We start from the raw sequence: 3,773 nt of genomic DNA on the forward strand, positions 1-3,773 counted from the left end.
ATCCCGCCGTCGCTGGTGCTGATCATCATGGCCGACCAGCTGGGCCAGAGCGTCGGTGACCTGTACAAGGGCGCCTTCATTCCCGGCTTCGTGCTGACCGGCCTGTACGTGCTCTACATCGCAGGCGTGACGATGTGGCGCCCGCAGTGGGCGCCGGCGCTGCCGAAGGAAGCCCGCACGATCCGCGAGGCCGACGGCAGCAGCGGCCTGCGCTCGCTGGGCGTGGTGGCGGCACTGTCGGTGGCCTCGGCCTTCGCCTTCGCGCGCAGCCGGCCCGCCGCCACGCCGACCGACGAGCTGATCGTCACGTCGATGTGCGTCGGCGTCGGCTTTGCCTTTTTGCTGGCGGTGATCAACCGCGTGACCAGGCTCAACCTGCTGTCGAAGATGGCCGAGCGCGTGACCTTCGTGCTGATCCCGCCGCTCGCGCTGATCTTCCTGGTGCTCGGCACCATCTTCCTCGGCGTCGCCACGCCGACGGAAGGCGGCGCGATGGGCGCCACCGGCGCGCTGGTGATGGCGCTCGCGCGCCGGCGCCTCAGCCTGAGCCTGCTGCGCCAGGCGATGGACACGACGATGAAGCTGTCGTGCTTCGTGCTGTTCATCCTGGTCGGCTCCACCGTGTTCAGCCTGTCGTTCCAGGGCGTCGACGGGCCGAAGTGGGTCGAGCACCTGCTGACCGGCCTGCCCGGCGGCCAGCTGGGCTTCCTGATCGTCGTGAACATCCTGGTGTTCGTGCTCGCCTTCTTCCTCGATTTCTTCGAGCTGTCGTTCATCATCATTCCGCTGATCGGGCCGGTGGCGCACACGCTGGGCATCGACCTGGTGTGGTTCGGCGTGCTGCTGGCGGTGAACATGCAGACCTCGTTCATGCACCCGCCGTTCGGCTTCGCGCTGTTCTACCTGCGCAGCGTGGCGCCGGTGGACGACTACACCGACAAGGTCACGAAGGCGCCGGTGGCCCGGGTGACGACCGGGCAGATCTACCGCGGCGCGATCCCGTTCGTGCTGATCCAGATCGTGATGGTGGGCCTGGTGATCGCGTTCCCCGGCCTGGTGTCGAGCGGGCTCGGCAAAGAGAACAAGCTGAACAACGACGAGATCATGCAGCAGCTGCAGCAGGAGCGTCAGGACAAGCCGGCGCCGTCGATGGACGGCCTGATGCCGCAGCCGGCCGAAGAAGCCGCGAGCGCGCCGCCGTCATCGAAGTCGAGCGCCGACGACGAGCAGATGAAGGCGGTGGAGCGCGCGCTGCAGCAGGAGGCCGGCAAGAAGTAGGCTACAGCTTCTGCGTCTGCATGAAGTCGTCGAAGGCTGCCTCGGCGAAGCGGAACCACAGGTTCTGGTCGGCGCGCACCTTCGCGAAGTCCTCGTAGACCTTCTTCCAGTTCTGGTTCTTCGCCGAGAGCTCGGCGTACATCTCCTGCGAGGCCTTGAAGGCCGCCTCCATCACCTCCTTCGGGAAGCGGAACAGCCGCGTACCGCTGCCCACCAGCTGCTTCAGCGCGGCCGGGTTGCGGTAGTCGTACTTGGCCTGCATGTCGATGTGGGCCACCGCGGAGGCGGCCTCGATCACCGCCTTGTACTCGGGCGTCAGCGCGTCGAAGGCCTTGGTGTTGACGAAGAAGTCGAGCTGCGGGCCGCCCTCCCACCAGCCGGGGTAGCAGTAGTTGGGCGCCACCTTGTTGAAGCCGAGCTTCTGGTCGTCGTACGGGCCGACCCATTCGGCGGCGTCGATCGTGCCCTTCTCGAGCGCGGGGTAGATGTCGCCACCGGGGATGTTCTGCGGCACCGCGCCGATGCGCTCGAGCACGCGGCCGCCGAAGCCGCCGATGCGCATCTTCAGGCCCTTCATGTCGGCCAGCGACTTGATCTCCTTGCGGAACCAGCCGCCCATCTGCGCGCCGGTGTTGCCGCCGGGGAAGTTGACGATGTTGTACTGGTGGTAGAACTCGCGCATCAGCTTCAGGCCGTTGCCCTCGACCATCCACGCCGTCATCTGGCGCGAGTTCAGGCCGAACGGAATCGCGCAGCCGAGCGCGAAGGTCTCGTCCTTGCCGAAGAAGTAGTACGGCGCGGTGTGCGCGATCTCGACGGTGGCGTTCTGCACCGCATCGACCACGCCGAAGGCCGGCATGATCTCGCCGGCCGCGTGCACCGAGATCTGGAACTTGCCGCCGGAGAGTTCGCCGACCTTCTTGGCGAACACCTCGGCGGCGCCGAAGATGGTGTCGAGCGATTTCGGGAAGCTGGAGGCGAGGCGCCAGCGCAGGGCCGTCTGGGCATGCACGATGGCGGGGGCGCTGGCGGCGGCGAGCACGCCGGCCAGGCCGGTGCGGGTGATCAGGGTACGGCGGTCCATGTCTCTCTCCTCGGGGTGATGGGGCGGAGAGATTTTTTACCGAGCTTCGAGGGGGATGGGGATGGGCTTTCCCCGTTGGGGAAAGCCCGGCGGGCTCTTGATCGTTGATCGCCGATGCGGTCAGTTCTCTTGCGACGGCTTGTAATTTGAATATTCAACAATTCTCCGCGTATGAATCTTGCATTGCAGTGAGAAAGCAACCGCCGCCGCTTTCAGACCATCGTCGACTTCAGGTTTCTCTTTCGGCAAAAATACCGCCGCTTGCTGCTTGAAATAATCCTTCATCTCAAGAAGGTTCTTCTGCTTGTAACGAGCTGCGGAACGGCGGGACACACCTTCGCAGTCTGCCGCTAGCAACCTGCACATGTTGTGCAGCACTTTGAAATCGATAGGGTCTCGGCAAACTTCTCGATCTACCAAGGCCCCCCAATTAGTCGCGTCGCGACCAAAATCCTTCCGCCGCCTGCCTGCCGTCTGCAATTCAGGCGCCTGCTTATCAAGAGGCTCGCAATACTGATCCCTCAATGCGGAATGAGATATTTTTCTGCCTGCATCACTCACCTCCTCGTGAATTACATGCTCGATCGAGTTCGCCGTCCCTTGAACCATCACCCTTCTAGTCTCCTCCTGCTTTCGAGAAATCTTGTTCATGGCGGCATCACTACCGCTGCCGTCTAGATGCAACTCAGTCCGCGTGCCGATCTGACGATTTCTTGTTTGCGAATTGGTATTTCGTTTTTTCGGCTTCGTGATCACATTCTTGTATTCTTTTCGTCCTTTTCTCTGTTGCCCCTCGAATTTGCCATCAAGCTCCTGCATCAATTCACGATGACGCAAGTCCTTGTTAACTGCACCAGCGACTTCCGGCTTGACTTTCGCATGAACCGGCTTGGCAGACGATGGATCTTCAGTATCAGCTTCACTGTCCTCTGATCTACTCAATGAATCCCCCACATGCGGCAACTCAGCCTCCTCGGGTAGACAAGATTCATTCGAGAGGTTTTCCACGTAGATCATTTTCCCCTCCTCCAAACCAAACTCATCCTGGGATCTTTCAGTGTCCCTATCGTCCAGTTCAGCCATTAGCGCATCGATATCAATGACATCACTTGCCTTCTCAGCGATGAAACCAACAAGATACTCCAATGCTTTCTCATATTCATCCACATCACCCGATTCCATTGCTGAAAAGGCAGCCTCCTGGAATTTAACAAACCCATCATCGAACTCAGTTTCATCCTTCTCATACCGTATTGCCTGCATCCGACAATAAAGTGAATGATAGCTTTCTGAAATTATATTCTGATCACCATTCCCGCCGTGCTGAAGTTTTCCCCGAAGCTCCTTGAGCGAACCATCAATAAGGTGACCCGCCAAATTCAAGGCATAGGTTCTATCATCCGTCTCATGC

At 60.7% G+C, this 3,773-nt stretch carries 3 protein-coding genes; 1 reads left to right on the forward strand and 2 read right to left on the reverse strand.

The window, feature by feature from the left end; genetic code table 11:
- Positions 1–1,278, forward strand: a 1,278-nt coding sequence (locus tag AC1DXV_RS32425) for a TRAP transporter large permease (protein WP_477937592.1), incomplete at its 5' end; no start/stop codon positions are given.
- A gap of 1 nt (position 1,279) precedes the next feature.
- On the opposite strand, the gene AC1DXV_RS32430 is transcribed toward AC1DXV_RS32425, so the two are convergent.
- Both AC1DXV_RS32430 and AC1DXV_RS32435 read right to left on the reverse strand, forming a co-directional pair.
- Positions 1,280–2,362 (reverse strand): TRAP transporter substrate-binding protein, encoded by a 1,083-nt coding sequence (locus AC1DXV_RS32430; protein WP_477937594.1) that lies wholly within the window; start codon positions 2,360–2,362, stop codon positions 1,280–1,282.
- Between the two features lie 120 nt (positions 2,363–2,482).
- Positions 2,483–3,773: hypothetical protein (locus tag AC1DXV_RS32435; RefSeq protein WP_477937596.1), on the reverse strand; the 1,291-nt coding region annotated here is incomplete at its 5' end.

The sequence above is a fragment of the Rhizobacter sp. P3_C12 genome, from assembly GCF_056402735.1.